Genomic DNA, 24,439 nt, shown 5'->3' with positions numbered 1-24,439 from the left:
TCCACCGTAACATCCGGGCCGTTTGTGGTACCGCGCCGTGATCGTCAATGATGATCGGAACCCGGCCCCGGGCCCGAATATTCGGCTTATCAGGGCGTAAACGGGTGGTGAACCCCTGCCTCCATTCATCCGATAGCCTCTGCCGACGTGCTGCCGCCCCATAAGGGCGCGCGTTCGCAATCCGTTACAAGGAGTGAGTTCGTCTGCCGACCGTCATCCTCACCGGCCTGCCGGTCCCCGGATCACCGCTCGCGGACGAGCTGCGCTCCCTCGGCTTCGACGTCCGCCCGGCCGCCGGCCCCCAGGACGCCGCCGCCGCGCTGGCGGGCGTACCCGCCGACCAGCGGGTGGCCGTCGTGGACAGTGCCTTCGTCGGGCACGTGCACGCGCTGCGGCTCGCGCTGACCGACCCGCGCTTCGACGCCTGCGCCGTCACCGGTGCCCTCGCCGTCCAGGCCGGGGCCCGCGGCGCCCTCGACAAGGCCGCCGCCGAGGCCGCCGGTAGCGGCGCCGACGAGGCGATCCCCTACGCGGACCGGCTCGCGGCCGCCGTCGAGGCCGCCGGGACCACCGTCCAGCGCCCCGAACTGGGCACGCTCGTCGCCACCGTCCCCACCGCTCGCGCGGAGCGGGACGCGGCGACCGCAGCCGTCGCCGCCGTCGACGACGAGGCAGTCCGCCTGCGGACCGCCGTGAAGTCCCGCGACGGCTTCTTCACCACCTTCTTCATCAGCCCGTACTCGCGCTACATCGCCCGCTGGTGCGCGCGCCGCGGCCTGACCCCGAACCAGGTCACCACCGCCTCGCTGATCACCGCACTGATCGCGGCCGGCTGCGCCGCCACCGGCGAACGCTGGGGCTACGTGGCGGCCGGTGTGCTGCTCCTCGTCTCCTTCGTACTGGACTGCACCGACGGGCAGCTCGCCCGCTACTCGCTCCAGTACTCGACGATGGGCGCCTGGCTCGACGCCACCTTCGACCGCGCGAAGGAGTACGCCTTTTACGCGGGACTCGCGCTCGGCGCGGCCAGGAACGGCGACGACGTCTGGGCCCTGGCCGTCGGCTCCATGATCCTGATGACCTGCCGGCACGTCGTGGACTTCTCCTTCAACGAGGCCAACCACGACGCCACCGCCAACACGTCTCCCACGGCCGCCCTGTCCGGCCGGCTCGACAGCGTGGGCTGGACCGTGTGGGTCCGCCGGATGATCATCCTCCCGATCGGTGAGCGCTGGGCGATGATCGCGGTCCTGACCGCCTTCACCACCCCCCGGATCGTCTTCTACGCCCTGCTGATCGGCTGCGCCTTCGGAGCGCTCTACACCACCGCCGGCCGGGTCCTGCGCTCCCTGACGCGCAAGGCCACCCGCACCGACCGGGCGGCCCAGGCGCTGGCCGACCTGGCCGACTCGGGTCCGCTCGCCGAGCTCCAGGCCCGCTTGCTGCGCGGCCGCGCCGGATCCTTCGGTTCCGTGTACGTGGCGGCCCTCGGCACGCTGGTGATGATCGCGGGCACCGTGTTCCTGCCGTTCGGCGACCCCCGGCTGATCGCCGTCGCGGTGATCTATGTCATGGCGGCCGGGCTCGCCGTCGCCGCGCCCCTCAAGGGCGCCCTGGACTGGCTGATCCCGCCGCTGTTCCGGGCCGCCGAATACGTCACCGTCCTCGCGTTCGCCGTCAAGGCGGACGTCCCCGGGGCCCTTCCGGCGGCATTCGGCCTGATCGCGGCGGTCGCCTACCATCACTACGACACGGTGTACCGCATTCGCGGTGGCACCGGCGCGCCCCCGCACTGGCTGGTGCGGACGATCGGCGGCCACGAAGGCCGGGTCCTGCTGATCACGGCCCTGGCGGCCGTCCTCGTGTCGCGCGAAGCGGACTTCCCTGTCGCGCTCACGGTCATGGCCGTGTTCGTGGCACTCGTGGTGCTCGTGGAGAGCATCCGATTCTGGGTCTCCTCCGGAGCACCCGCCGTACATGACGAAGGAGAACCAGCATGATCGGCCTTGTACTCGCTGCCGGTGCCGGACGCCGTCTGCGTCCCTACACCGACACCCTGCCCAAGGCGCTCGTGCCGGTCGGCCCCGAGGGCGACGAGGAGAGCCTGACGGTCCTCGACCTCACGCTGGGCAACTTCGCCGAGGTCGGCCTGACCGAGGTCGCCATCGTCGTCGGCTACCGCAAGGAAGCCGTGTACGCCCGTCGTGAGGCCCTGGAGGCCAAGTACGGCGTCAAGATCACGCTGATCGACAACGACAAGGCCGAGGAGTGGAACAACGCCTACTCCCTGTGGTGCGCGCGTGAGGTCCTGGGGCAGGGTGTGATCCTCGCCAACGGCGACACCGTCCACCCGGTCTCGGTCGAGCGCACCCTGCTCGCCGCCCGCGGCAACGGCCAGAAGATCATCCTCGCCCTCGACACGGTCAAGAACCTGGCCGACGAGGAGATGAAGGTCGTCACCGCCGAGGGGAAGGGCGTCCAGAAGATCACCAAGCTGATGGACCCCGCGGACGCCACCGGCGAGTACATCGGTGTCACCCTCATCGAGCCCGAGGCCGCCGAGCAGCTGGCCGAGGCCCTGAAGACCACCTTCGAGCGCGACCCCGACCTCTACTACGAGGACGGTTACCAGCAGCTCGTCAACGACGGCTTCACCATCGACGTGGCCCCCATCGGCGACGTGAAGTGGGTCGAGATCGACAACCACGACGACCTCGCCAAGGGCCGGACGATCGCATGCCAGTACTGACGAGGCTCATCCCCTCGCCCGTCGTCGTCGACATCAGTCGCGGGGCGATGGACGACCTGGCCGGCCTCCTGGCCGACCAGCGGATCTCCGCCTCCGGCAAGCTGGCCATCGCGATCAGCGGGGGCTCCGGCGTGGCACTGCGCGCCAGGCTGGAGCCCGTGCTGCCGCACGCCGACTGGTACGCCGTCGTCGACGGCACCATCGACTCCGCGGTCAAGCTGGCCGACGACATAAAGGGCCGCCGCTACGACGCCGTCGTGGGCCTGGGCGGCGGCAAGATCATCGACGTGGCCAAGTACGCCGCGGCGCGGGTCGGGCTGCCCATGGTGGCCGTCGCCACCAACCTCTCGCACGACGGCATCTGCTCGCCGGTGTCCATCCTGGACAACGACAACGGCCGCGGTTCCTACGGTGTGCCGACGCCGATCGCCATGGTGATCGACCTCGACGTGATCAAGGAAGCCCCGGTCCGGTTCATCCGCGCCGGCATCGGCGACGCGATCTCCAACATCTCGGCGATCGCCGACTGGGAGCTCTCGCACAAGATCAACGGCGAGCCCGTCGACGGCCTGGCCGCCGCGATGGCCCGTACCGCCGGTGAATCCGTGCTGCGCCACCCCGGTGGCTGCGGCGACGACGAGTTCCTCACCGTGCTCTCCGAGGCGCTGGTGCTCTCCGGCATCGCCATGTCGATCAGCGGGGACTCCCGCCCGTCGTCCGGCGCCTGCCACGAGATCAGCCACGCCTTCGACCTGCTCCACCCGGGCCGCTCCGCCCTCCACGGCGAGCAGGTCGGCATCGGCGCCGCCTTCGCGATGCACCTGCGGGGAGCCGCCGAGACGTCCGGCCTCTTCGTCGAGGTGCTGCGCCGGCACGGTCTGCCGGTCGGGCCCGAGGAGATCGGCTTCAGCGTCGACGAGTTCGTCGCGGCCGTCGAGTACGCCCCCCAGACCCGCCCGGGACGCTTCACGATCCTGGAGCACCTCAACCTGTCCGCCGCCGAGATCAGGGACGCTTACGCCGACTATGTCAAGACCATCCGTAGCTGAACTGCGGCCCGTCGTCCACCCCGCGGGCGTGAAGGACCGGGTCAGCGGCGAGCACTGGGGCGGGCGCCTCTACATGCGCGAGATCTCCCTGCGCATCACCCGCCACCTGGTCACCACCAAGGTCACGCCCAACCAGCTGACCTACCTGATGACCCTCGCCGGCGTCCTGGCCCTCCCGGCCCTGCTGGTGCCGGGCATCCTGGGCGCCGTCCTCGGCGTGGTCGCGGTCCAGATGTACCTGCTGCTCGACTGCGTCGACGGCGAGGTCGCCCGCTGGAAGAAGCAGTTCTCGCTCTCCGGCGTCTACCTCGACCGGGTCGGCGCCTACCTGTGCGACGCCGCGGTCCTCGTCGGCTTCGGCCTGCGCGCCGCCGACCTCTGGGGCCCCGGCGGCGCCGACTGGCTGTGGGCCTTCCTCGGCACCCTGGCCGCACTCGGCGCCATCCTGATCAAGGCCGAGACCGATCTGGTCGGCGTCGCCCGCCACCAGGCCGGCAAGCCCGTGGTCAAGGACGCGGCCGCCGAGCCGCGCGCGAAGGGCATGGCCTTCGCCCGCCGCGCCGCCGCCGCGCTGAAGTTCCACCGCCTGATCCTGGGCATCGAGGCCTCGCTGCTCATCCTGGTGCTGGCCGTCGTCGACCAGGTGCAGGGAGACCTCTACTGGTCCCGCGTCGGTGTCGCCGTACTGGCCGGCATCGCGATGCTCCAGACCGTGCTGCACCTGGTGTCCATCCTCGCCTCCAGCAGGCTCAAGTGAGTGCCCCGCTGCGGCTGGGCGCCGTGATCATCACCATGGGCAACCGGCCCGACGAGCTCAAGGCGCTCCTCGACTCGGTGGCCCGCCAGGACGGCGCCCCGATCGACGTGGTCGTCGTGGGCCAGGGCGTGCGGGTCACCGGCCTGCCCGAGGGCGTCCGGAGCATCGACCTCCCCGAGAACCTGGGCATCCCTGGCGGACGCAACGTCGGCATCGAGGCCTTCGGCCCCGGCGGCCGCGACGTGGACGTGCTGCTCTTCCTGGACGACGACGGTCTGCTGGAGCGCACCGACACCGCCGAGCTGTGCCGGCAGGCCTTCGCCGAGGACCCCGCGCTCGGGATCATCAGCTTCCGGATCGCCGACCCCGAGACGGGCGTCACGCAGCGCCGGCACGTGCCGCGGCTGCGCGCCTCCGACCCGATGCGCTCGTCGCGCGTGACCACCTTCCTGGGCGGCGCCAATGCCGTCCGCACGACGGTGTTCGAGCAGGTCGGAGTGCTGCCGGGGGAGTTCTTCTACGCGCACGAGGAGACCGATCTGGCCTGGCGGGCCCTCGACGCAGGGTGGTTGATCGACTACCGCTCGGACATGGTGCTGCTGCACCCGACCACTGCCCCCTCCCGGCACGCGGTCTATCACCGTATGGTGGCTCGTAACCGGGTGTGGCTCGCCCGCCGTAACCTGCCCGCCCCGCTGGTCCCGGTCTACCTGGGCGTCTGGCTCCTGCTGACGCTCGTACGGAAGCCCTCGGTACCCGCGCTCAAGGCCTGGTTCGGCGGTTTCCGCGAGGGATGGACCAGTCCCTGTGGACCCCGCCGCCCGATGAGATGGCGAACGGTCTGGCGGTTGACCCGGCTGGGTCGACCTCCTGTCATCTGACCAGCTCGCGTCTGGGAACATGACGCGATCACGGGCTTCGAGCCACCAGCCTGATGCCCACCTGGCCGCATCTTGAAGACGAAAGTTTCAACTTGTGAGTGACACAACCCACGACGGCGCCCTCGCCACGAGCAGGCCGCCGTCCGACGACGCGGGGCTGAGTCCCGCGGAGCTCGCCAGGAAGTACGGCCTCTCGGTCAGCGGCGCCAGGCCGGGCCTCGGCGAGTACGTGCGGCAGCTCTGGGGCCGGCGCCACTTCATCATGGCCTTCTCCAGGGCCAAGCTGGTCGCGCAGTACAGCCAGGCGAAGCTCGGCCAGGTCTGGCAGGTGGCCACCCCGCTGCTGAACGCGGCCGTCTACTGGCTGATCTTCGGCCTGATCCTCGGCGCGGGCCGGGAGATGCCCAAGGGCGTCTACGTCCCCTTCCTGATGATGGGCATCTTCGTCTTCACCTTCACCCAGAGCTCGCTGATGGCGGGCGTCCGGGCGATCTCGGGCAACCTCGGGCTGGTCCGGGCGCTGCACTTCCCGCGCGCCTCCCTGCCGGTGTCCTTCTCGCTCCAGCAGCTCCAGCAGCTGCTGTACTCGATGATCGTCGTCTTCGTGATCGCCATCGCCTTCGGCAACTACCCGCGGCTCTCCTGGCTGCTGGTCGTCCCGACCCTGGCGTTGCAGTTCGTCTTCAACACCGGCCTCGCCATGATCTTCGCGCGGGCGGGCTCCAAGACCCCCGACCTCGCGCAGCTGATGCCGTTCGTGATGCGTACCTGGATGTACGCCTCCGGCGTCATGTTCCCGATCGGGGTCTACCTCAAGGACCAGCCGCAGTGGATCAGTGACGTGCTGCTGTGGAACCCGATCGCGATCTACATGGACCTCATCCGGTTCGCGCTGATCGACGACTACGGCAGCAGCAACCTGCCCCCGCACGTGTGGGCATTCGCCGTGGGCTGGGCCGTGGTGATCGGCATCGGCGGCTTCGTGTACTTCTGGAAGTCTGAGGAGCGTTACGGCCGTGGCTGACAACACCCAGGGGCGCGTCCCCACCGTGATCGCGGACGGCGTCCACATCGTCTACCGGGTCAACACCGGCAGCAGCGGCAAGGGTGCGGCCACCGCCGCGCTCAGCAAGATAGTCCGCCGGAAGAAGGGCGACTCCCCGGGCGTCCGGCGGGTCCACGCCGTGCGCGGGGTCTCCTTCACCGCCTACCGCGGCGAAGCCATCGGCCTCATCGGTTCCAACGGCTCCGGCAAGTCCACCCTGCTGCGCGCCATCGCGGGCCTGCTGCCCTGCGAGGAGGGCAAGGTCTACACCGACGGCCAGCCCTCGCTGCTGGGTGTCAACGCGGCCCTGATGAACGACCTCACCGGCGAGCGGAACGTCGTTCTCGGCGGTCTCGCGATGGGTATGAGCCGCGAGCAGATCAAGCAGCGTTACCAGAGCATCGTCGACTTCTCGGGCATCAACGAGAAGGGCGACTTCATCTCCCTGCCGATGCGTACCTATTCCTCGGGTATGGCGGCGCGCCTGCGCTTCTCCATCGCGGCGGCCAAGGACCACGACGTTCTGATGATCGACGAGGCGCTGGCCACCGGTGACCGCAGCTTCCAGGTGCGTTCCGAGGACCGGATCCGCGAACTCCGACAGAAGGCCGGCACGGTCTTCCTGGTGAGCCACAACAACAAGTCCATCCGCGACACCTGTGACCGGGTGCTGTGGCTGGAGAAGGGTGAGCTCCTGATGGACGGGCCCACCGAGGAAGTCGTCTCGGCATACGAGAAGGCCACCAACGGCTGAGCTCCGGGTCGCGCGGCGCCCTCTTCCGGCGCTTTTCCGCTTCACCCGAAGGCCCCCGCCGCTCAGCGCGGCGGGGGCCTCAATCGTGTTCTCGCATTTCGCGGCGACATTCGGTGGCGGAGCGAATACCCCGGAGGGCTCCGCGACGTTCTACCGCGTAAGCTGAGGCGGTCCCCAATCGCGGCAAGAGGGGACGATTCCCCGCAGGTGAAGGGCCTTGGGGCAGCCCGGGGAATCCCTCGGCGGCGTGTCCGAAATAGGATGTAATGGGTCGGCAGTGTAGAACGGGAGATGTGACGGCAATGGCTACGGGAATTCTCCGGCCCCCAGGCACGACGGCCGTCCCCGCCCCGGGCGGCGGGCGGTGACCCCGGGGCACGGCATCCGACCCCTGGCCGACCCGGTCCACGTGAGCGCCACCCTCGACAAGGCGGCGGCGGAGAACTTCCCCGTCGCCCCCGTCTTCCTGCCCCGCGCCTGGCGCGACGGACTGACGGCCGTCTACGGGTACGCCCGCCTCGTCGACGACATCGGCGACGGCGACCTCGCCCCCGGCGGACACGACGCCGTACTCCTCGGACTCGACCCCGCCGCGGTCGACGACCGGCCCGCCATGCTCGACGCCCTGGAGGCGGACCTGCACCGGGTGTTCGGCGGCACGGACGGCCCCCCGCGGCACCCGCTGCTGCAGGCCCTGCGGCCCGTCGTCCGCGCCCACGACCTGACCCCCGAGCCGTTCCTCGGGCTGATCGAGGCCAACCGCCAGGACCAGCGGGTCACGCGCTACGAGACCTACGCCGACCTGGTCGGCTACTGCGAGCTGTCCGCGAACCCGGTCGGCCGCCTCGTGCTCTCCCTCACCGGCACCAGCACCCCCGAACGCGTCCGCCGCTCCGACGCCGTCTGCACCGCCCTGCAGATCGTCGAACACATCCAGGACGTCGCCGAGGACCTCGGCCGCGACCGCATCTACCTGCCCGCCGAGGACATGCGCCGCTTCCACGTGACCGAGGCCGAGCTCGCGGCCCCGTCCGCCGGCGCCTCCGTACGCTCCCTGATCGCGTTCGAGGCCGAGCGCGCACGCGAGTTGCTGAAGGAAGGCACCCCGCTCGTGGGGAGCGTGCACGGCAGACTCCGGCTGCTGCTCGCGGGCTTCGTGGGAGGGGGGCGAGCGGCTCTACGAGCCGTCACCGCCGCCGGTTTCGACGTACTCCCCGGCCCGCCCAAGCCCACCAAGCACGGCCTGCTCCGCGAGGTGGCCGCCGTCCTGCGCACAGCGCCGAGAAAGGGGTGAGCCCGACCGTGGAGGGCCTCACACACGCGTCCGCACCGGTCCAGGCCGCCTACAGCTACTGCGAGGCCGTCACCGGTGCCCAGGCACGCAACTTCGCCTACGGCATCCGCCTGCTGCCGACCGACAAGCGGCAGGCGATGTCCGCGCTGTACGCCTTCTCGCGGCGGGTCGACGACATCGGCGACGGCACGCTGGCACCCGAGGCCAAGTTCGCCCGGCTCGAGGAGACCCGCGCCCTGCTCGGGCGGATCCGCGCCGAGGAGATCGACGAGGACGACACCGACCCGGTCGCCGTCGCCCTCACGCACGCCGCGCGCCGCTTCCCCATCCCGCTCGGCGGCCTCGACGAACTCATCGACGGGGTCCTGATGGACGTCCGCGGCGAGACCTACGAGACCTGGGACGACCTCAGGACCTACTGCCGCTGCGTGGCCGGGGCCATCGGGCGGCTCTCGCTCGGCGTGTTCGGCACGGTGAACGGCTCGGGCCTCGCGGCGGCCGACGCCGAGCGCGCCGGTGAGTACGCCGACACCCTCGGACTCGCCCTGCAACTCACCAACATCCTCAGGGACGTTCGCGAGGACGCCGGCAACGGGCGCACCTACCTGCCCGCCGAGGACCTCGCCAAGTTCGGCTGCTCGGACGGCTTCGGCAGCGAGCGGATGCCCGCCGGCGCCGACTTCGCCGGGCTCGTCCACCACGAAGTCCGGCGCGCCCGTGCCCTGTTCGCCGAGGGCTACCGGCTGCTGCCGATGCTCGACCGGCGCAGCGGCGCCTGCGTGGCCGCCATGGCCGGTATCTACCGGCGGCTGCTGGACCGCATCGAACGCGAGCCGGAGGCGGTGTTGCGGGGCCGCGTGTCGCTGCCGCCGCACGAGAAGGCGTACGTGGCCGTGCGCGGCCTGTCCGGCCTCGACGCGCGGACCGTCTCCCGCCAGAACACCCGGAGGCGAGCCTGATGACCACGACCGCTCTCGCCGGGCCCGGCCGGACCCGGACCCGAGCAACCACCGAGCGGGCGGCCGCGTCTCTCCCCAGGGACTTCGCGCCGGGCACGGCCGCGGCGCCCACTCGGTACCGTCCGGCCGGCCCGGAGGGCCACCGCACCACGGGGGAGGGCACATGACCGGCTTCGAAGAGCACGCCGTGGTCGTGGGCGGCGGACTCGCCGGTGTCACCACCGCCCTCGAACTCGCCGACGCCGGGCTCCGCGTGACCCTGCTGGAGGGCCGTCCCCGGCTCGGCGGACTGGCCTTCTCCTTCAAGCGCGGCGACCTGGAGGTCGACAACGGCCAGCACGTCTACCTGCGGTGCTGCACCGCCTACCGGTGGTTCCTCGACCGCGTCGACGGCGCGGCCCTCGCGCCCCTGCAGGACCGGCTCGACGTCCCCGTCCTGGACGTCGCCCGCAAGGGCGGTCCGCGCCTGGGACGGCTGCGCCGCAGCGCCCTGCCCGTGCCCCTGCACCTGGCCGGATCACTCGCCCGCTACCCGCACCTCTCCTTCGCCGAGCGCCTGAGCGTCGGCCGGGCCGCCCTCGCGCTGCGCCGCCTGGACCCCGCCGATCCGGCGCTGGACGGCCTGGACTTCGCGACCTGGCTCGGCCGCTACGGGCAGTCCGCCCGGACGATCGAGGCGCTGTGGGACCTGGTCGGCGTCGCCACCCTGAACGCCACAGCCGAACAGTCCTCGCTGGGCCTGGCCGCCATGGTCTTCAAGACCGGCCTGCTCTCCGAGAACGGCGCCGCCGACATCGGCTGGGCCCGGGTACCCCTGGGCGAACTGCACGACACCCTCGCCCGCAAGGCCCTCGACGCTGCCGGCGTACGCACCGAGCTGCGCTCCCGGGTCACGGACATCTCGCGCATGCCCGAGGGCGCGTGGCGGATCGACACCGAGGAGGAGTGCCTGGAGGCGGGCACCGTCGTCCTCGCCGTCCCGCAGCGCGAGGCGCACGGACTGCTGCCCGCAGGCGCCCTCCCCGACCCCGACAAGCTCCTGGACATCGGCACCGCGCCCATCCTCAACGTCCACGTGGTCTACGACCGCAAGGTGCTCAAGCAGCCCTTCTTCGCCGCCCTCGGCTCCCCGGTCCAGTGGGTCTTCGACCGCACCGAATCCTCCGGACTCCCGGACGGCGGCCAGTACCTGGCGCTGTCCCAGTCCGTGGCCCAGGACGACATCGACGAGCCCGTCTCGATCCTGCGCGCCAAGTACCTGCCCGAGCTGGAGCGACTGCTGCCCGCCGCGCGCGGCGCCAAGGTACGGGACTTCTTCGTCACCCGGGAGCGGACGGCCACCTTCGCCCCCACCCCCGGCGTCGGCCGGTTGCGCCCCGGGGCGCACACCGACACGCCGGGGCTCTACCTCGCCGGTGCGTGGACTGCCACGGGCTGGCCCGCGACCATGGAGAGCGCCGTCCGGAGCGGACTGAGCGCGGCCCACGCCGCACTCGCCGCGCTCGGCCGCCACCGCGAACACCCTCTGCAGGAGGCGGCATGACGAGCACCATCAGCAGCACCGGCACCACCAGCACCACGAGCACAGCACGTACAGGAACAAGAGGAGAGCCAGTGAACCCGGGGAACCCGGCTGTCGAGAACACGGATGCCAGTGTGGGCACAGCCGGAGGGGGCGTGGAGAAGGCGGACACGATCGCGCTCCTGGAACGCGGCCGTACCCTCTCGACCCCCGCGCTCCGCGCCGCCGTCGACCGGCTCGCGGCGCCCATGGACACCGTCGCCGCCTACCACTTCGGCTGGATCGACGCCCAGGGCAACGTGGCGGACGGCGACGGCGGCAAGGCCGTGCGTCCCGCGCTCGCGCTGCTCTCCGCCGAGGCCGCGGGCGCCGCGGCCGAGGTCGGCATCCCCGGCGCCGTCGCGGTCGAGCTCGTGCACAACTTCTCGCTGCTGCACGACGACCTGATGGACGGCGACGAGCAGCGCCGCCACCGCGACACGGTGTGGAAGGTGCACGGACCGGCCCTCGCCATCCTGGTCGGCGACGCCCTGTTCGCCCTCGCCAACGAGGTCCTGCTGGAGCTCGGCACCGTGGAGGCCGGCCGCGCGACCCGCCGGCTGACCACCGCCAGCCGCAAGCTCATCGACGGCCAGGCGCAGGACATCTCCTACGAGCACCGCGAGCGCGTCAGCGTCGAGGAGTGCCTGGAGATGGAGGGCAACAAGACCGGCGCCCTGCTCGCCTGCGCGGTCTCCATCGGCGCCGTGCTCGGCGGCGCGGACGACCGTACCGCCGACAAGTTGGAGGAGTACGGCTACCACCTGGGCCTCGCCTTCCAGGCCGTCGACGACCTGCTCGGCATCTGGGGCGACCCGGAGGCGACCGGCAAGCAGACCTGGAGCGACCTGCGCCAGCGCAAGAAGTCCCTGCCGGTGGTCGCCGCCCTCGCGGCCGGCGGGGAGGCCTCCGAGCAGCTCGCCGAACTGCTCGCCGCCGACGCCAAGAGCAGCGACTTCGAGAACTTCTCGGAGGAGGAGTTCGCGGCCCGCGCGGCGCTCATCGACGCGGCGGGCGGCCGCCGGTGGACCGCCGACGAGGCGCGCCGCCAGCACGCGATCGCGATCCGGGCCCTGGACGACGTCGACATGCCGCAGCGCGTGCGCGACCAGCTCGTGGCCCTCGCGGACTTCGTCGTCGTGCGCAAGAGGTGATCGCCACCCGACAGCGGATATGAATCGCGAGTCGCCGGCCGGCGCCGCCACCTGAGCGTGGCGCGCACCGGCCGACGGCAGACCCCAGCACAGCAGAGGACACTGTTCTAAGGGGAAGCCATGACAGCGACGACCGACGGCAGCGCCGAGGGCGCCGGCGCCGGCAGCGAATCCACCCCGGGCGCCGTACCGCCCGGCCCCGCGGGCCGCACCGCGGGCCTGGCCGCCGGGCCCCCGGCACCGCCCCCGGTCCCACCGGCGCCGACCCGGCTCGGCCGGGCGGGCCCGCGCGCCGAGTACGCCCCACCGGGCCTACCAGGCCGGCTCGGCCGCCTCTCGCGCCCCGGGGCGGGGCGGACCACCGCCCGGGACTCGGTGCGCGACACGACCCGGGACGCGGTGCGGACCACCGCCGACCTGCGCCGCCCGCCGGACGGCATCGGGCCGGGGGTGTACGAGGCCGCCGCGCGTGCCACCCGGAACCTGCTGGAGCGCCAGGACCCCGAGGGCTGGTGGAAGGGCGACCTGGAGACCAACGTCACCATGGACGCGGAGGACCTGCTGCTGCGGCAGTTCCTCGGGATCCGGGACGAGGCCACCACCCGGGCCGCCGCCCTCTTCATCCGCGGCGAACAGCGGGAGGACGGCACCTGGGCCACCTTCCACGGCGGGCCGCCCGAACTGTCCGCCACCATCGAGGCCTATGTCGCACTGCGCCTCGCCGGGGACGCGCCGGACGCCCCGCACATGAGCCGCGCCTCCGCCTGGATCCGGGCCCACGGCGGGATCGCCGCGGCCCGTGTCTTCACCCGGATCTGGTTGGCCCTCTTCGGCTGGTGGAACTGGGACCACCTGCCCGAACTCCCGCCCGAGCTGGTCTTCCTGCCGCCCTGGGTACCGCTGAACATCTACGACTTCGGCTGCTGGGCCCGCCAGACCATCGTCCCGCTCACCGTGGTCTCCGCGCTGCGCCCCGTCCGCCCGGCCCCCTTCGCCCTCGACGAGCTGCACGCCGACGCGCGCACCCCCAACCCCGCCCGGAGACTCGCCCCGCTGACCAGCTGGGACGGCGCCTTCCAGCGGATGGACAAGGCCCTGCACGTCTACCGGCGCTTCGCACCCCGCCGCCTGCGCAAGGCGGCGATGGCGAGCGCGGGCCGCTGGATCGTCGAACGGCAGGAGAACGACGGCTGCTGGGGCGGGATCCAGCCGCCCGCCGTGTACTCGGTCATCGCCCTGCACCTGCTCGGCTACGACCTCGGGCATCCGGTGATGCGCGCCGGTCTGGAGTCCCTGGAGCGGTTCGCGGTGTGGCGCGCGGACGGCGCCCGGATGATCGAAGCCTGCCAGTCCCCGGTGTGGGACACCTGCCTCGCCGCGATCGCGCTGGCCGACGCGGGCCTGCGCCCGGACCATCCGGCGCTGGTCAAGGCCGCCGACTGGATGCTCGGCGAGGAGATCGTCCGCACGGGCGACTGGGCCGTGCGCCGGCCCGGCCTCGCCCCCGGCGGTTGGGCGTTCGAGTTCCACAACGACACCTACCCCGACATCGACGACACGGCCGAGGTGGTCCTCGCCCTGCGCCGCATCAAGCACCCCGACCCGGCCCGGGTCGAGGGCGCCATCGCCCGCGGGGTGTCCTGGAACCTCGGCATGCAGTCGCGGAACGGGGCGTGGGGCGCCTTCGACGCCGACAACACCAGCCCCTTGCCGAACAAGCTGCCTTTCTGCGACTTCGGCGAGGTCATCGACCCTCCCTCGGCCGACGTGACCGCCCACGTGGTGGAGATGCTCGCCTTCGAGGGCCGGGCGTCGGACGCCCGGACCCGACGCGGCATCGCCTGGCTGCTGGCCGAACAGGAGCCGAGCGGCGGCTGGTTCGGCCGCTGGGGCACCAACTACGTCTACGGCACCGGTTCGGTGGTCCCGGCCCTCGTCGCCGCCGGGATCGCCCCCGGGCATCCCGCGATCCGGCGGGCCGTGCGCTGGTTGGAATCCGTACAGAACGACGACGGCGGGTGGGGCGAGGACCAGCGCTCCTACAAGGACCCCTCCTGGGCCGGGAAGGGCGCCTCCACCCCCTCGCAGACCGCCTGGGCGCTGATGGCCCTGCTGTCGGCCGGGGAACGCGAGGGCAAGGCCGTCGAGCGGGGCGTCGCCCACCTCGTGGAGACCCAGAAGGAGGACGGTACCTGGGACGAGCCGTACTTCACCGGCACCGGCTTCCCCTGGGACTTCTCCATCAACTACCACCTGTACCGGCAGGTGTTCCCGCTCACCGCGCTCGGCCGCTACCTGTACGGGGAACCCTTCGCCCCGGCCGGAGCGCACCCGGCACCGGCCGGGGAAGCGTGATGTCCCCCGCCGACGGGGACCGGGGCCGCCCGAGCGACCCGCTGCTGGTGGCCTGCGCGCTGCGCATCGAGCAGGTGGCGCTGCGCAGCGCCGGCCGCGGCGCCGGCCGCGGATCGACCGGCGGGCACGTCCTGCTGCGCACCGGGATGGGCCCGCGCGCGGCCGAGCGGGCCCTCGGCCGGGCACTGGAGCGGCCGGGAACGGACCGGGCCGCCGTCCTCGCGACGGGGTTCTGCGCCGGGCTGGTCCCCGGCATGCACCCCGGAGACCTGGTCGTCGCCGAGGAGACCCGGGATCCGCGGGGGATCGTCACCTGCACCGGCAGCGTCCTGCTCGCCGAGGCACTGGCCCGGGCCGCGCCCGGCCGGACCGTGCACCGCGGCGCGCTGACCGGATCCGACCACGTCGTCCGCGGCCAGGAGCGCGCGCAGCTGCGCGCCACCGGCGCCATCGCGGTCGACATGGAGTCCGCGGCCACCTTGTGGACCGCCTCCCGGGGCGGTGACCGTCCGGTTGCGGCCGTCCGGGTGATCGTGGACGCTCCGGAGCACGAGCTCGTCCGTATCGGCACGGTTCGCGGGGGAATATCGGCCTTCCGTGTCCTGCGTGCCGTACTGCCCGCGTTTCATGAATGGCACCGTTCGTTGCTGCTCCCCAGGAGGTGAGCCAGATGGCCATGCCGCTGCGCCAGTCCATCAGGGTCGGGACGTATCTTCTCGAACAGAAGCTCCGCAAGCGCGAGAAGTTCCCCCTGATCGTCGAACTGGAACCGCTCTACGCCTGCAACCTGGCCTGTGAGGGGTGCGGGAAGATCCAGCACCCGGCCGGGGTGCTCAAGCAGCGCATGCCGGTCGCCCAGGCGGTCGGCGCCGTGCTGGAGTCCGGTGCGCCCATGGTGTCCATCGCGGGCGGCGAGCCCTTGATGCACCCGCAGATCCACGAGATCGTCCGACAGTTGGTGGCGAGGCGGAAGTACGTGTTCCTCTGCACCAACGCGATGCTGCTGCGCAAGAAGATCGAGAAGTTCACCCCTTCCCCGTATTTCGCCTTCGCCGTGCACATCGACGGTCTGCGCGAGCGCCACGACGAGTCGGTGGCCAAGGAAGGCGTCTTCGACGAGGCGGTCGCCGCCATCAAGGAGGCGAAGAGGCGTGGGTTCCGGGTGACGACCAACTCCACCTTCTTCAACACCGACACCCCGCAGACCATCATCGAGGTCCTCAACTACCTCAATGACGACCTCCGGGTCGACGAAATGATGATCTCGCCCGCCTATGCCTACGAGAAGGCACCCGACCAGGAGCACTTCCTCGGCGTCGAACAGACCCGAGAGCTCTTCAGGAAGGCCTTCGCGGGCGGCAACCGGCGGCGCTGGCGGCTCAACCACTCCCCGCTCTTCCTGGACTTCCTGGAAGGAAAGGCCGATTTCCCCTGCACGGCCTGGGCCATTCCGAATTACTCCCTCTTCGGCTGGCAGCGGCCCTGCTATCTGATGAGCGACGGATACGTTCCGACGTACCGCGAGCTCATCAACGACACCGACTGGGACAAGTACGGCCGCGGAAAGGACCCGCGCTGCGCGAACTGCATGGCGCACTGCGGCTACGAGCCCACCGCCGTCCTCGCCACCATGGGCTCCCTCAAGGAATCCCTGCGTGCGGCCCGCGAGACGATCGCGAGCAACCGGGGCACGTCGGCATGACCGGGCGGCCACGGGAGGAAGGGGGCGGCCGAGGCTTCGACCTCGGCGCCCTGCTGGCCGAGCGCGGGGCGGAACGGTACGAGCTGCACGCCCGGCACCTCAACCACCAGCTGCCCCGCATGCTCCACACCCTCGGCTTCGACAAGGTCTACGAGCGGGCCGAGGGCGCCCACTTCTGGGACGCCGAGGGCAACGACTACCTGGACATGCTGGCCGGGTTCGGGGTGATGGGCCTGGGCCGGCACCATCCGGTCGTCCGCCGGGCCCTGCACGACGTCCTGGACGCCCAGCTCGCCGACCTCACCCGCTTCGACTGCCAACCGCTGCCGGGACTGCTGGCCGAGAAACTGCTCTCGTACAGCCCGCACCTGGACCGGGTCTTCTTCGGCAACAGCGGCACCGAGGCGGTGGAGACGGCCCTGAAGTTCGCCCGGTACGCCACCGGGCGCCCCAGGATCCTCTACTGCGACCACGCCTTCCACGGGCTGACCGCGGGCTCCCTCTCGGTGAACGGGGAGAGCGGGTTCCGCGACGGCTTCGCCCCGCTGCTCCCCGACACGAGGATCACGCTCGGGGACCTCGCCGCCCTGGAGCGGGAGCTGAAGCGCGGGGACGTCGCCGCCCTCGTCGTCGAGCCGATCCAGGGCAAGGGGGTCCTGGCCGCCCCGCCCGGATTCCTGCTCGCCGCGCAGGAGATGCTGCACCGGCGGGGGGCGCTGCTCATCGCGGACGAGGTGCAGACCGGCCTCGGACGCACCGGCGACTTCTACGCGTACCAGCACGAGCCGGGCGTGGAACCGGACCTGGTGTGCGTGGCGAAGGCGCTCTCGGGCGGGTACGTCCCGGTCGGTGCGACCCTGGGCAAGGACTGGATCTTCAAGAAGGTCTACTCGTCCATGGACCGGGTGCTCGTGCACTCCGCGAGCTTCGGTTCCAACGCCCAGGCCATGGCGGCGGGCCTCGCGGTCCTGTCCGTCATGGAGGACGAGGAGGTCGTGGCGAACGCCCGGGTCATGGGCGACCTGCTGCGCGGGCGCCTCGCCGCTCTGGTGGACGAGTACGAGCTGCTGCACGAGGTGCGGGGGCGCGGGCTGATGATCGGCATCGAGTTCGGCCGACCGTCCTCGCTGGGTCTGCGCAGCCGGTGGACGATGTTGCAGGCGGCCCGCAAGGGGCTCTTCGCACAGATGGTCGTGGTGCCCCTGCTGCAGAAGCACCGGATCCTCACCCAGGTCTCCGGGGACCACCTGGAGGTGATCAAGCTGATCCCGCCGCTGATCGTGGACGAGGGGGACGTGGACCGGTTCGTCGGGGCCTTCCGCGAGGTCATGGACGAGGCGCACGGCGGGTCCGGGCTGATCTGGGACTTCGGCAGGACGCTGGTGAAGCAGGCCGTCGCCACGCGCTGACGGCCCGCCCACCTGGTGGGGAACCGGTCGGCCGGTTCCCGCCCGCGTCAGACGAGGAGCCGGTCGCGCAGTCGGTCGAGGGTCTCGGGCGTCAGTCCGAGGCCCTCCGCCAGGTAGCGGTCCACCCCGCCCCAGACCTCGTCGATGGTGTCGAAGGCGGCCAGCAGGTACTCGGCGCGGGCGTCGAAGAGCGGCGCGAGCAGCTCCGTCACCTCGGGGGAGCGCTCGCCCGCCGACTCGTCGGTGCGGCGCACGCGATAGCGGCGGTGCGGGGCGTTCGACTCCAGGTAGTCCGTCACGATCGCCTCGCGCTCGACGCCCAGGGCGAGCAGGGTGACGGCGATCGACAGGCCGGCCCGGTCCTTGCCGGCCGCGCAGTGCATGAGCGCGGGGACGCTGTCCTCGGCCAGGGCGTGCACGACCCGACTGTGCTCGGCGGTGCGCTGCCGGATGATCCCGCGGTACGAGTTCGACATCCGGGCCGCGGCCTTGCCGTCGCCCAGGATCTCGCGCAGCTGAGCGAGGTCGCCGTCGCGGACCAGCCGCCAGAACTCCCGTCCGTCGGCCGGGTCCGAGAGCGGGATGTTGACGTTGCGGACGCCGGGCAGCTCGACGTCCGGCCCCTCCAGCGCGTGGTCGGCGACGTTGCGGAAGTCGAAGATGGTGTGGAGGCCGAGCGAGGCGAGGAACTCTGCATCACTTTCGGTGGCATGTGCGAGATGTCCGCTTCGGAACAGTCGTCCCGTCCTGACCGTTCGTCCGTCAGAAGTCGGCAATCCGCCCACATCGCGGAAATTGCGCACTCCGGACAGCTCCGGCTCCTGTATCTGCTGGGTCAAAGCAACTCCTCCGCCACATCGTGGGTCCTGTGTCCGAATTACACTGTTTGGCGCCAACTTGCCATATCCGGAGGCGAGATCGGGCACGTCCCCGTGAGCCAGATCATACGGTGACCGTGAGTGCCTGATCGCTAAAGGCGAATGGCCCCGTCGGGGCGGCTGTTGGCGGTGTCGAATGGACGGAGGGTGACCGTAATTCCGTCGGTCCCTCATGCCTGGTATTCCGTCAGGGAATTCATGGCTTGTTCCCTGCGGCCACAAGGGATTACCTTCGCGATCGATCCGGGTGGACCGCCAAATCCTGCCGCCTCCCGGAAACCGCATCCGACCTATTCGCGCGGCAGGAGCGGGGGAACCAGGTAAGCCGCCGGCCCGGAGATCTTTTCGCCGGGACGGCTCGGGGTGAAGTCGTTCATGGCTGGTACATGTACGGCCGGACATCTCCAGTCCGAACCCGACAGCTCACCTCGCAGGCGCCGGAGAGGAATTCGTCATGCCTGCAAAGGGTAAGCACCGCCGTCCCAAGTCCCTTTCCCTTTCCCGCGGTTTCGCCGTCGCCGGAACCGGTGGCGCGGCCCTCGCGCTGCCGCTGATCGGTGCCGCCGGCGCCCACGCGGCCGGCGCCCCGGCCGCCGCCCCCGCGGCGATCCCCGCGGTGGCCCCGCAGGCCCCCCTCGCCCTCCCGTCGGCGCCCGCCGTCGCCGCACACGCCGCCCCGAGCGTCTACACCGTCGTGCCGGGCGACTACCTCTCCAAGATCGCAGCCGAGCGCCACCTGGCCGGCGGCTGGGAGCAGCTGTACGCCGACAACCGCGAGGCCGTCGGTGGCAACCCGTCGCTGATCCACCCGGGCCTGAAGCTCCACCTCGGCGGTCCCGGCGAGCCCGCCCCGTCCGAGGCCGAGGCGGCCCCGGCCCCCGAGGCCCCGTCCGAGGCCGACGCGAAGCCGGCCGCGCAGGCCGCGCCGAAGCCGGTCCGGGGGCACGCCGAGCAGGCCGCCCCGGCGCGACCGGAGACCGCCGCCGAGCCCGAGGCCCAGGCCCCCGCCGCGCCGCGGTCGGCCGCCGGCTTCGTGGCCCCGGTCGGCGGTGGCATCTCCACCCAGTACAAGGTCGCGGGCGCCATGTGGTCCTCCGGCCACCACACCGGCGTCGACTTCATCGCGGCCATGGGCACCACCGTCAAGGCCGTCGGCGCGGGCACCGTGGTCTCCGCCGGCTGGAGCGGCTCGTACGGCAACGAGGTCGTCATCCGGCACGCGGACGGCAAGTACTCCCAGTACGCCCACCTCTCCCAGCTCTCCGTCTCCTCCGGCCAGAGCGTCACCGCCGGGCAGACCATCGGCCTCTCCGGCTCCACCGGCAACTCGACCGGCCCGCACCTGCACTTCGAGATCCGTACGACCCCGTCCTACGGCTCGGACATGGACCCGATCGCCTACCTCCGCGCCAAGGGCGCGAGCCTCTGACGGCACCCGCCGAAGGACCACCGACACGCGTGAGGCCGGGACCCGAGGGGGGTTCCGGCCTCACGTGTACTTATTCCTTATCCCCCACGTGGTACAGATCACGGTCCGTCAACCCCTCATTACGTTGGCGTAGGTTGGTTACGGGAGTGAAGTATGGGTTCTCGTGGCAGCGACGACGACGAAACTCAAGACCATCGGCTCGTACGCGGCGATCGGGGACAGCTTCACCGAGGGCGTGGGGGACCCGGGACCCGGGGATTCATTTCTCGGCTGGGCGGACCGGCTCGCCGTGCTCCTGGCCGATCAGCGCGAAGAGCACGACTTCCGGTATGCGAATCTGGCGGTGCGGGGGAAGCTCCTCGACCAGATCGTGGCCGACCAGCTCCCGAGGGCCAAGGCCCTCGCACCGGACCTGGTGACCTTCTGCGCGGGCGGCAACGACATCATCCGACCCGGGACCGACCCGGACGACGTGGCGGAGCGGTTCGAGGCGGCCGTGGCCGACCTCACCGGGGCCGTCGGCCACGTCATGATCACCACGGGCTTCGACACCCGGGGCGTACCGGTGCTCAAGCACCTGCGCGGCAAGGTGGCGACGTACAGCGCGCACGTCCGCGCCATCGCCGACCGCTACGACTGCCCGGTGCTCGACCTCTGGTCGCTGAAATCCGTACAGGACCGGCGGGCCTGGGACACGGACCGGCTGCACCTCTCGCCCGAGGGACACACCCGGGTCGCGCTGCGCGCCGCCCAGGTGCTCGGGCTGGACGTACCGGCCGACCCCGACCAGCCGTGGCCCCCGGAGCGGCCGCGCGGCTCGGTGGACGTGACCCGGGACAACATCCAGTGGGCGCGCGAGCACCTCGTGCCGTGGATCGGACGACGGCTGCGCGGGGAGTCCTCCGGGGACCACGTGGAGGCGAAGCGGCCGGACCTGCTGCCGCTCTGACGGGCGCGGGAGCCGGAAGTGGAATCCTTCGGGGTCGGTGTGCGTTGGGATGGTCGTAGAGCGACGACCGTCCTGACCCCATCCTCCCTGGAGGCGCTTTGACCGGCTCCCGTCCCTTGCGTCCGCGGCTGCGTGCCCTGCGGCCCGAAGCCTTCGGTGCGGACCCGTCCGGTGCCCGGCTGGAGCGGATCCGCCGCTCGCCGAACTTCGCCGACGGCGTCTTCCAGAACCCGGTCGGGGCCCGGAACAGGCCCTCGGGTTCGATGGCGGAGTTCGCCAAGATCTACTTCCACCGGGAGCAACGGGTACGGCGCAGCCCCGCCGCGCCGATCCCGGTCCACCCGACGACCCTCGCGGACCTGGCGAAGCCGCCCGCGAGCGGCCTGCGGCTCACCTGGATGGGGCACTCCAGCGTGCTCGCGGAGATCGACGGGCGCCGGGTGCTGTTCGACCCGGTGTGGGGCGAGCGGTGCTCCCCCTTCCCCTTCGCCGGTCCCAAGCGGCTGCACCCCGTCCCGGTCCCGCTGGCCTCGCTGGGCCGGGTCGACGTCGTGGTCATCTCGCACGACCACTACGACCACCTCGACCTGCCGACGATCAAGGCCCTGGCCGGTACGGACACGGTCTTCGCCGTTCCGCTGGGCGTCGGCGCGCACCTGGAGCGTTGGGGCGTACCGGCCGATCGGCTGCGCGAGCTGGACTGGAACGAGAGCACCGAGGTCGCCGGTCTCTCGCTGACGGCCACTCCCGCCCGGCACTTCTGCGGCCGCGGGCTGCGCAACCAGCAGCACACCCTGTGGGCGTCCTGGGTCGTCGCGGGCGACGAGCACCGGATCTACCACAGCGGCGACACCGGCTACTTCCCCGGATTCGAGGAGATCGGCGCCGCGCACGGGCCCTTCGACGCCACCATGATCCAGATCGGCGCCTACTCGGAGTACTGGCCCGACATCCACATGACGCCCGAGGAAGGCATGCGCGCCCACCTCGACCTGCAGGGCGGCACCCCCCGCGGCACGATGCTGCCGATCCACTGGGGCACCTTCAACCTGGCCCTGCACCCGTGGGACGAGCCGGGTGAGGGCACGCTCACCGCGGCCGAGGGGGCCGGGGCCGCCGTCGCGCTGCCGATCCCGGGCCGGCCCTTCGAGCCGAACGCCGCCGACGCCCCGCGCCTGCCGTGGTGGCGACCCTTCGTCGCCGGGGCCCCGGCGGGCGGCCGGGTCGACGGACCCTCGGCCGTGCCCGCGCGGGCCGCCGGGTCGGTGGCGGGAACGGCGGCGCGGGTGGGATCCGCGGCGGCCGGCGGACAGGAGAAGCAGGAATCCGTCGGCTCGTAGCGCGCGCTCCGGACGGATGTCACGGCCGCCCCGACCCGTCGGGGCGGCCGGCGCTCGTCCGGGCCGGTCGACGCGGGGCGGCGCCGGGGCGGTCCCCAGGGCCTGACCGGCGCATTCGGGCTGCTGTGCGAGCGCTCCACCGGGAGCGGGAAGCACCCCCGCGAACTTCGCCAACTGGCCGTCCGGGGTGCTGCGATGGGGTCTAGCGTGGGTATTCGGTGATCAACACCGGGCCCCGGGAACGCTGGGGGCCGGGCCCCACGTACCGAGGACGCAGATGTCCGGACTCCGCGCCGCCCGCCACGCACCGTCGAGACACGCCGTCACCGGTCCCAGCCGGCAGATACGCCCCCTGTTGGTGCGCGCCGCCGTCCTACCCACGCTCGCCGCCGCGCTCAGCGGGGCCGCCGCGGTGATCTTCACCCTCCAGCTCGGCGGAGGAGCCGGCGACCGCGACGCCCGACTGTGGCCCGTACTCACCGGCTGCGCCCTCCTCGTGGTGGGCGCCCTCGCCGCGGCCCTGCTCGGGGCCCAGCGCGCCGGCAAGGCCGTCCGGGACCGGTGCGAGGCGCTGCGCCGCTCCAGCGTGCGCGGCCGGGGCGAGCTGCGCACGGCCGCCGACCGGCTGGAACGGGGCGAGACCCCGCCCCGGCCGGTGCGGGGCGGACCGAGCACGCCGCCGCCCGGCGGGGACCCGGCCGGGATGGACGAGTTCTGGTTGCTCTCGCAGGAGCTGCGCGGCGCCCGTGAAGAGGCGCACACGACGCTCCTGAGGCTGGCCGGACCCACCGCCCCGACCGACACCGAGCGCAAGGTCGAGGTCTTCGTGAACCTCGCGCGCCGGCTCCAGTCCCTCGTGCACCGCGAGATCTCGCTGCTGGACGAGCTGGAGGACACGGTCGAGGACCCGGACCTGCTCAAGGAGCTCTTCCACGTCGATCACCTCGCCACCCGGATCCGCCGTCACGCCGAGAACCTCGCCGTACTGGGCGGCGCCGCGTCCCGGCGCCAGTGGACCCGGCCCATCGACCTGAGCGAGGTGCTCCGCTCCTCGGTCGCGGAGGTCGAGCAGTACACCCGGGTCAAGGTCGTACCCCCGGCCGGCGGCAGCGTGCGCGGGCACGCCGTCGCGGACGTGGTGCACCTGCTGGCCGAACTGGTCGAGAACGCCACGGTCTTCTCCGCCCCCGACACCGATGTGGTGCTGCGGGCCGAGCGGGTCACCGCCGGGATCGCCGTCGAGGTGGAGGACCGGGGACTGGGCATGCCGACCGAGGAACAGCACCGGATGAACGCCCTGCTCGCCGACCCCGACCAGATCAGCGTCCGGCACCTGCTGGCGGACGGCCGGATCGGCCTGTTCGTGGTGTCGGCGCTGGCCCGCCGGCACGGGATCGCCGTCGAGCTCAAGTCGAACATCTACGGCGGTGTGCTCGCGGTGCTGGTCCTGCCGCAGGAACTGCTGGGCGCGGAGGCGCCCACCGCGGCCGATGCGGCGGGGGGCTCGCGGGCCACCTCGTGGGGGACCGGGCAGGGGGCGCCGACGCCGCCGCTGGAGCCGGTGCGGATGCCCCTGCCGACGCCCCTGTCCGAGGGATGGCAGGCGTCCGGAGGCCCGGGGTCCGCCGCCCCGCACGACCCCGCCCGGCACGACCCGGCCCCGCACGGCCCCGAGCCGCGCCCCGAGCCCCGCCCCGCCCCGCACCCCGCCCCGCACCCCGCCCCCGCATCGGCGTCCCCGGCGCACTCCCCGTCCACCCCCGTGCCCCGGCCCCGGCCGGAGCCCCGTCCCGCCCCCCTGCCCGCGCCCCGGTCCGGGGAGGCGGACGGCCCCGGCGCCGTGGCCTGGTCGGCGCCCGCGGTCGATCCCCGGGGCGGGCCCGCCCCGGCTCCGCCGACCGGAGCCGTGGCCTGGTCGGCCCCCGCGCCCGAACCGGAGTCCGCGGTCGACCCCGCACCCGACGCGGGCGACCGGCCACGGCTGCCCCGGCGGCGCGCCCAGGAGCACCTGGCGCCCCAGCTCCGCGAGGCCCCCGCCCCCCGGCGGGCCGCGGACCCCGAGCAGCCGGTGCACGATCCGGGCCTGATGGCCGCCTTCCAACGAGGTTTCGGCCTCGCCCAGTCGGAGAACCAGGCATGACCCCGACCCCTCACCTCATCAGCAAGGAGCGCAC

Annotated in this window: 21 protein-coding genes and 1 riboswitch; of the genes, 19 read left to right on the top strand and 2 right to left on the bottom strand. The window is 72.2% G+C overall.

The window, feature by feature from the left end; all coding sequences use genetic code 11:
- Positions 1–242 precede the first annotated feature (242 nt).
- Positions 243–380, bottom strand: coding sequence for a hypothetical protein (locus ACWG52_RS07210; RefSeq protein WP_390136831.1), 138 nt, complete (start codon positions 378–380; stop codon positions 243–245).
- Here ACWG52_RS07210 and ACWG52_RS07205 point away from each other — a divergent pair.
- From ACWG52_RS07205 to ACWG52_RS07135, 15 genes are all read left to right on the top strand, one after another.
- Positions 357–2,000 (top strand): DUF5941 domain-containing protein, encoded by a 1,644-nt coding sequence (locus ACWG52_RS07205; RefSeq protein ID WP_453128215.1) that lies wholly within the window; start codon positions 357–359, stop codon positions 1,998–2,000. The two genes, ACWG52_RS07210 and ACWG52_RS07205, sit on opposite strands and share 24 nt — an antisense overlap.
- Entirely contained in the window at positions 1,997–2,749 is a 753-nt protein-coding gene (locus tag ACWG52_RS07200; protein WP_033219952.1) for a phosphocholine cytidylyltransferase family protein, read from the top strand. The genes ACWG52_RS07205 and ACWG52_RS07200 overlap by 4 nt, the downstream gene beginning before the upstream one ends.
- Entirely contained in the window at positions 2,737–3,798 is a 1,062-nt protein-coding gene (locus tag ACWG52_RS07195; RefSeq protein WP_033219950.1) for an iron-containing alcohol dehydrogenase family protein, read from the top strand. The genes ACWG52_RS07200 and ACWG52_RS07195 overlap by 13 nt, the downstream gene beginning before the upstream one ends.
- Positions 3,776–4,555 carry a CDP-alcohol phosphatidyltransferase family protein gene (locus ACWG52_RS07190; RefSeq protein ID WP_078909265.1) on the top strand — a complete coding sequence of 260 codons (780 nt, stop codon included), beginning with the start codon at positions 3,776–3,778 and terminating at the stop codon, positions 4,553–4,555. Before ACWG52_RS07195 ends, ACWG52_RS07190 begins: the two co-directional genes overlap by 23 nt.
- 35 nt (positions 4,556–4,590) lie before the next feature.
- On the top strand, positions 4,591–5,436 hold the full coding sequence (locus tag ACWG52_RS07185) for a glycosyltransferase family 2 protein (RefSeq protein WP_389813774.1): 846 nt from the start codon (positions 4,591–4,593) through the stop codon (positions 5,434–5,436).
- Positions 5,437–5,530: 94 nt separating this feature from the next.
- A complete protein-coding gene (locus ACWG52_RS07180) occupies positions 5,531–6,460 on the top strand; it encodes an ABC transporter permease (RefSeq protein WP_389813526.1) in 930 nt (309 codons plus the stop codon).
- Positions 6,453–7,235, top strand: a complete 783-nt coding sequence (locus tag ACWG52_RS07175) for an ABC transporter ATP-binding protein (protein WP_389813529.1) — start codon at positions 6,453–6,455, stop codon at positions 7,233–7,235. The genes ACWG52_RS07180 and ACWG52_RS07175 overlap by 8 nt, the downstream gene beginning before the upstream one ends.
- Before the next feature lie 409 nt (positions 7,236–7,644).
- Complete coding sequence (gene hpnC, locus ACWG52_RS07170; protein ID WP_389813532.1) at positions 7,645–8,529, top strand: squalene synthase HpnC; 885 nt, start codon at positions 7,645–7,647, stop codon at positions 8,527–8,529.
- Positions 8,526–9,488 (top strand): presqualene diphosphate synthase HpnD, encoded by a 963-nt coding sequence (hpnD, locus tag ACWG52_RS07165; RefSeq protein WP_390167780.1) that lies wholly within the window; start codon positions 8,526–8,528, stop codon positions 9,486–9,488. Before hpnC ends, hpnD begins: the two co-directional genes overlap by 4 nt.
- Positions 9,489–9,651: 163 nt before the next feature.
- Positions 9,652–11,031, top strand: a complete 1,380-nt coding sequence (hpnE, locus tag ACWG52_RS07160; RefSeq protein WP_389813538.1) for a hydroxysqualene dehydroxylase HpnE — start codon at positions 9,652–9,654, stop codon at positions 11,029–11,031.
- A complete protein-coding gene (locus ACWG52_RS07155) occupies positions 11,028–12,203 on the top strand; it encodes a polyprenyl synthetase family protein (protein WP_389813541.1) in 1,176 nt (391 codons plus the stop codon). The genes hpnE and ACWG52_RS07155 overlap by 4 nt, the downstream gene beginning before the upstream one ends.
- Before the next feature lie 120 nt (positions 12,204–12,323).
- Complete coding sequence (gene shc, locus ACWG52_RS07150) at positions 12,324–14,558, top strand: squalene--hopene cyclase (RefSeq protein WP_389813543.1); 2,235 nt, start codon at positions 12,324–12,326, stop codon at positions 14,556–14,558.
- Positions 14,558–15,223 carry a phosphorylase family protein gene (locus ACWG52_RS07145; RefSeq protein ID WP_389813545.1) on the top strand — a complete coding sequence of 222 codons (666 nt, stop codon included), beginning with the start codon at positions 14,558–14,560 and terminating at the stop codon, positions 15,221–15,223. The genes shc and ACWG52_RS07145 overlap by 1 nt, the downstream gene beginning before the upstream one ends.
- A 5-nt stretch (positions 15,224–15,228) precedes the next feature.
- Positions 15,229–16,260, top strand: coding sequence for an adenosyl-hopene transferase HpnH (gene hpnH / locus ACWG52_RS07140; RefSeq protein WP_389813548.1), 1,032 nt, complete (start codon positions 15,229–15,231; stop codon positions 16,258–16,260).
- A complete protein-coding gene (locus ACWG52_RS07135) occupies positions 16,257–17,669 on the top strand; it encodes an aspartate aminotransferase family protein (RefSeq protein ID WP_390167782.1) in 1,413 nt (470 codons plus the stop codon). The genes hpnH and ACWG52_RS07135 overlap by 4 nt, the downstream gene beginning before the upstream one ends.
- A gap of 47 nt (positions 17,670–17,716) precedes the next feature.
- Here ACWG52_RS07135 and ACWG52_RS07130 read toward each other — a convergent pair whose 3' ends face one another.
- Positions 17,717–18,508 carry a tyrosine-protein phosphatase gene (locus ACWG52_RS07130; protein ID WP_389813553.1) on the bottom strand — a complete coding sequence of 264 codons (792 nt, stop codon included), beginning with the start codon at positions 18,506–18,508 and terminating at the stop codon, positions 17,717–17,719.
- A 315-nt stretch (positions 18,509–18,823) separates the two neighbouring features.
- Positions 18,824–18,999, top strand: a riboswitch (cyclic di-AMP (ydaO/yuaA leader).
- A 2-nt stretch (positions 19,000–19,001) separates the two neighbouring features.
- Between ACWG52_RS07130 and ACWG52_RS07125 the strand changes: the two genes are divergently transcribed.
- From ACWG52_RS07125 to ACWG52_RS07110, 4 genes are all read left to right on the top strand, one after another.
- Positions 19,002–19,976, top strand: coding sequence for a M23 family metallopeptidase (locus ACWG52_RS07125; RefSeq protein ID WP_389813556.1), 975 nt, complete (start codon positions 19,002–19,004; stop codon positions 19,974–19,976).
- Positions 19,977–20,139: 163 nt separating this feature from the next.
- A complete protein-coding gene (locus tag ACWG52_RS07120; RefSeq protein ID WP_389813559.1) occupies positions 20,140–20,925 on the top strand; it encodes an SGNH/GDSL hydrolase family protein in 786 nt (261 codons plus the stop codon).
- Positions 20,926–21,023: 98 nt separating this feature from the next.
- The gene (locus ACWG52_RS07115) at positions 21,024–22,265 is read left to right on the top strand and encodes an MBL fold metallo-hydrolase (RefSeq protein ID WP_390136825.1); all 1,242 of its coding nucleotides are present in this window, start codon (positions 21,024–21,026) and stop codon (positions 22,263–22,265) included.
- Between the two features lie 277 nt (positions 22,266–22,542).
- Positions 22,543–24,405: an ATP-binding protein gene (locus tag ACWG52_RS07110; protein ID WP_390136823.1), complete on the top strand. Its 1,863-nt coding sequence runs from the start codon at positions 22,543–22,545 to the stop codon at positions 24,403–24,405.
- Positions 24,406–24,439: the final 34 nt, after the last annotated feature.

The sequence above is a fragment of the Streptomyces sp. CLCI03 genome (assembly GCF_053615355.1).
This window is presented reverse-complemented; position numbering and strand designations above follow the sequence as displayed.